The sequence below is a fragment of the Actinotalea sp. genome (assembly GCF_035443605.1).
GTDB lineage: Bacteria > Actinomycetota > Actinomycetes > Actinomycetales > Cellulomonadaceae > Actinotalea.
On the sequence record NZ_DAORSQ010000026.1, the window covers coordinates 1 to 4,155 of the forward strand.

At 76.8% G+C, this 4,155-nt stretch carries 4 protein-coding genes; all 4 read left to right on the forward strand.

Annotated features, from left to right (window positions below):
• Nucleotides 1-59: 59 nt before the first annotated feature.
• The 4 genes from PKY62_RS04580 to pstC all read left to right on the forward strand — a co-directional run bounded on the left by PKY62_RS04580 (nt 60) and on the right by pstC (nt 4,114).
• Entirely contained in the window at nt 60-905 is an 846-nt protein-coding gene (locus PKY62_RS04580) for a lytic transglycosylase domain-containing protein (RefSeq protein ID WP_324535317.1), read from the forward strand.
• The gene (locus tag PKY62_RS04585; protein WP_324535319.1) at nt 902-2,494 is read left to right on the forward strand and encodes a serine/threonine protein kinase; all 1,593 of its coding nucleotides are present in this window, start codon (nt 902-904) and stop codon (nt 2,492-2,494) included. The genes PKY62_RS04580 and PKY62_RS04585 overlap by 4 nt, the downstream gene beginning before the upstream one ends.
• A 223-nt stretch (nt 2,495-2,717) precedes the next feature.
• A complete protein-coding gene (locus tag PKY62_RS04590; protein WP_324535321.1) occupies nt 2,718-3,104 on the forward strand; it encodes a hypothetical protein in 387 nt (128 codons plus the stop codon).
• Nucleotides 3,101-4,114 (forward strand): phosphate ABC transporter permease subunit PstC, encoded by a 1,014-nt coding sequence (gene pstC / locus PKY62_RS04595; RefSeq protein ID WP_324535323.1) that lies wholly within the window; start codon nt 3,101-3,103, stop codon nt 4,112-4,114. Before PKY62_RS04590 ends, pstC begins: the two co-directional genes overlap by 4 nt.
• Nucleotides 4,115-4,155 lie beyond the last annotated feature (41 nt).

Genomic DNA, 4,155 nt, shown 5'->3' on the forward strand with positions numbered 1-4,155 from the left:
CGTCCCCCGTTCACCCCCGGTCGGTCGGCCGGCAGCACGCACGGGCCAGGCTGCCCGCGATGACCAGCACCCGCACCGGACGTCGCGCGCCGAGCACCGCCAGGAGCACGGCCGCGAGCGCCGCCGTCGCCGTCGTGTCGATCGCAGCACTCGCCCTGACGGCGTGGGCTGCCGGGCAGCCCGGCACGGTGCGGCCGTGGACCGTACCGGCGGGCGCCGCCTCGGCGGTCTCGACCTCACCGTCCGCGGCCCCCGCCGTTGCGGCCGAGGTCTCGACGGCCGCTGTCGATCTGACGGCGGCGACGGCGGGGCCCGCCACCCCGGCGGCGGCGGCGCGTGCGGCCCCCGTGTGGGTCGCCGCGACCGCTGCGGCCACCGACATCCCGCTGGTCGCCACGGCCGCCTACGCCGACGCGGCCCTCGTGCTCGGCGTCGAGGCGCCCGCGTGCCACCTCGGCTGGACCACGCTGGCGGGGATCGGCGCGATCGAGTCGGGTCACGGCAGCCATGGGGGATCGGTGCTCGGCGCCGACGGACGCGTCAGCCCGCCGATCGTCGGTCCGGCGCTGGACGGTGACGGCGTCGCCGCGATCACCGCGACGGCCGAGTCGACCGCGTGGCACGGCGACCCGGTCTGGGACCACGCCGTCGGCCCCCTCCAGTTCATCCCGTCCACGTGGCTGCGCTGGGGCGCGGACGGCGACGGTGACGGCACCACCGACCCGCAGGATCTCGACGACGCTGCGCTCGCGGCGGGGCGCTACCTGTGCGCCGGCGGCCGGGACCTCGCCACGGGCGCAGGGTGGCAGGCGGCGGTGCACTCCTACAACCACTCCGACGTCTACGTCGCGGACGTCCTGACGCGCGCCAACGGCTATGCGGCAGCCACCGCGGGGTCCGGATGAGCACCGACCTGCTGGACGGGCGCTACGAGCTCGGCGGCCTGCTGGGTGCGGGCGGCTCGGCGTCGGTGTTCCGCGCGCAGGACGTCGTCGCGGGTACGCCGGTCGCGATCAAGCTGCTCCACCCGCACCTCGCCCGCCGCCCGGAGGCCGTCGCCGCCTTCCTCGCCGAGGCGCGGGCCGCGGCCGGCCTCGACCACGACAACGTCGTGCGCGTGCTCGGCGCCGGGCGCGACGGCGACCTCGTCTGGGTGGCGGAGGACCTCGTCGACGGAGCGACGCTCGACGAGGTCGTTGCGGCCTCGGGACCGCTGGCGCCCGCGCAGGCCCTCGCGGTCGTCGCGGGGGTCCTCGCGGGTCTCACCCACGCCCACGTGCGCGGGGTGCTGCACCTCGACCTGTCGCCCGGCAACGTCATGGTGCCCTGGGGGGCCGACGGTCCGGACCTGACGCGATCGCAGCTGCTCGACCTCGCCGGCGGACCGAGCGGCCCCCGGGGCGGCGGCACGGTGCGCGTCAGCCCGTGCTACGCCTCGCCCGAGGTGGCCACGGCCGGCGAGGTGGGCGCGGCCGCCGACCTGTACTCGACCGGGGCGCTGCTGTTCTGGCTGGTCACGGGCCGGCCGCCGTTCGAGGGGCCTGATCCGCACGCCGTGCTCCGGGCCCAGGTCACCGCGCCGCCGCCCGTGCCGTCCGGCCTCGTGCGCGGGCTGCCGGCGGACGTGGACCGGATCGTGGCCCGGTGCCTGGCCAAGGCGCCGGCTGACCGCTACCCGAGCGCGACGGCCATGTCCCTCGACGTGGCGCGGGCGCGTGGCGCGCTCGTGCTCGGGCCGTCCGCACCGGGACGCACGCTCGAGCTCGCCGTGGTGGCGCCGGGTCCGCGCCGGGCACAGCGGACCACCCGGCCGCCCGGTCGGTTCGCAGCGACCGCGATGCTGGCGGTCGCCGGGGCCCTCGTCACCGCGGTCGCGGTGGTCGCGCAGCCGGCCTGGGCGCCCGACGCCGCCGCCGCGGGGCAGGCCGTCGTCGCGGCCACCCCGACCGCCTCCTCGTCGCCCTCGCCGTCCGCCGTGGCCCCGACCGCCCGGGTGCCGGACGTCGTCGTGCCGGACGTCGTGGGGCTCGGGCGGGTCGCCGCGACCGAGGCGCTCACGGCGGCGGGGCTGGTGCTCGCCGGGACGGTCCTCGCGGACGGGCCGGGCGCCTCGGACGTGGTGCTGGGCACCGAGCCGGCGCCCGGGGGCGTCGTGGCGCCGGGGTCTGCCGTGACGCTGGTCCTGGCCTCCGGGCTGACGCTCGTCCCCGACGTGGCCGGCGCCGACGTCGCAGCGGCGACCGCTGCGCTGGCCGCGGCGGGTCTGGTCGCCGCGCCGGTCGGCGACCCCGGCGGGGTGCTCGTGGCCGCGACGGAGCCGCAGGTCGGCAGCCGGGTGCTGGTGGGCTCGACCGTCGGCCTGCTGACCCGGACCCCGAGCCCGACGCCGGTGCCCTCCGGCGAGCCGTCGCCGTCCGCGGCGCCGTCGCCCGGGCCGACCGCGACACCCGCACCGACCCCGACGCCCGGTCCCACCGCCGTCCCGAACGGGTGACCACCAGCCCCAACGGGTGACCGCCAGCCCGAACGGGTGACCACCAGCCCCAACGGGTGGCCGCCGGCCCGAACGGGTGACCGTCGCCCCGGCGACGTCACACGTTCACCCGGGAGCCATCCCCAGGCTGCCCGGTTCATCCCGCGGTGTCACCCGGTGCCCGAAGAGTCCTCGCCGGGAGCCCCGCCGGGGCGCCGCGACCGACAGGACGGGAATGCAGCCGGTGCGGTACGTCTTCCAGCTGTACACGTTCGCCGGTGAGGACCTCTACTGGTGGCGGTTCATGAGCTCCAACGGACGCTTCCTCGCCCGGTGCCCCGAGCCGCACGCCTCGGCGGTCGAGGCCAGGGCGGCCATCACGGCCACGGTGGCAGCCCTCGGCTCCGTCGCGGTGGTCGTGCGGCCCACGCCGGAGAACCGCTGGCGCTGGAGCATGCGCCTCGCCGGCGAGGTCGTCGCGCTCGGGCACGGCGACCAGGACCGTCGCGTGCGCTGCGATGCCGCGGCCCAGCGCTTCGCGGAGATGGCCGCGGCCGCGCCCGTCGACGCGTCGGTGCACGTCTTCCGCCGCCGCGAGGCGCCACGCCGGGCGGAGCGGGCAGCGCGATGACCGTCCTGCACGCCGAGCAGGCGCTGGCCTCGGCCCCCGTCCCGCGCGTCCTGTCGACCGCCGCGACCGGCGGGGACCGGGTGTTCGTCCTCGGGGCCAGGGCCATCGGCGCGACGGTGCTCGCCATCACGGGCGGGATCGGCTTCTTCCTCGCGCTCCAGGCCGTGCCGACGCTCCGGCGCTACGGCTGGTCGTTCTTCACCGAGACGCAGTGGCAGCCCGAGGCCGACGTGCTGGGCATCGCCTCGGTGCTCGTCGGCACGCTGACGGTGGCGCTCGTCGCGATGTCGGTGGCGTTCCCGCTCGCGCTGGCGACCTCGCTCTACATCAGCGAGTACGCGCCGCTGCGGCTCAAGGGCTTCCTCATCTCGATGGTCGACCTCATGGCCGCCGTGCCGAGCATCATCTACGGCCTGTGGGGCTTCTTCCTGCTCCAGCCCTACGCGAGCCAGATCGCCCGGTTCCTGCACGCCTACCTCGGCGGGGTCCTGCCCTTCCTGCGGGTGGACACCGACCCGCACGCCGCCGTCTGGGAGCAGACCCGCTACACCGCCTCAGCCTTCGTCGCCGGGCTGGCGGTCGCGATGATGGTGCTGCCGATGGCCGCTGCCGTCATGCGCGAGGTCTTCTCCCAGGCACCGATGGGGGAGCGCGAGGCCGCCCTCGCGCTGGGCTCGACGCGCTGGGGCATGGTGCGCTCGGTGGTCCTGCCGTTCGGCAAGGGGGGCATCATCGGCGGCACGATGCTCGGCCTCGGCCGGGCGCTGGGCGAGACGATCGCCGTGCTGCTCATCATCTCCCCGTCGTTCGAGCTGAAGTTCCAGCCGCTGGAGATCGAGACCAACACGGTCTCCGCGCTCATCGCCGGCCGGTTCGGCGAGGCGACCGACGCCCAGCTCTCGGCGCTGCTCACCGCGGGCCTCGTGCTCTTCCTCGCCACCCTCGTGGTCAACACGCTGGCCGCGATCGTCGTGTCGCGCAGCCGCTCCGGCGCCGGGACGGACATCTGATGACGACGCTCGACACGCGCAGCCCCACGCCCGCCGGCCCC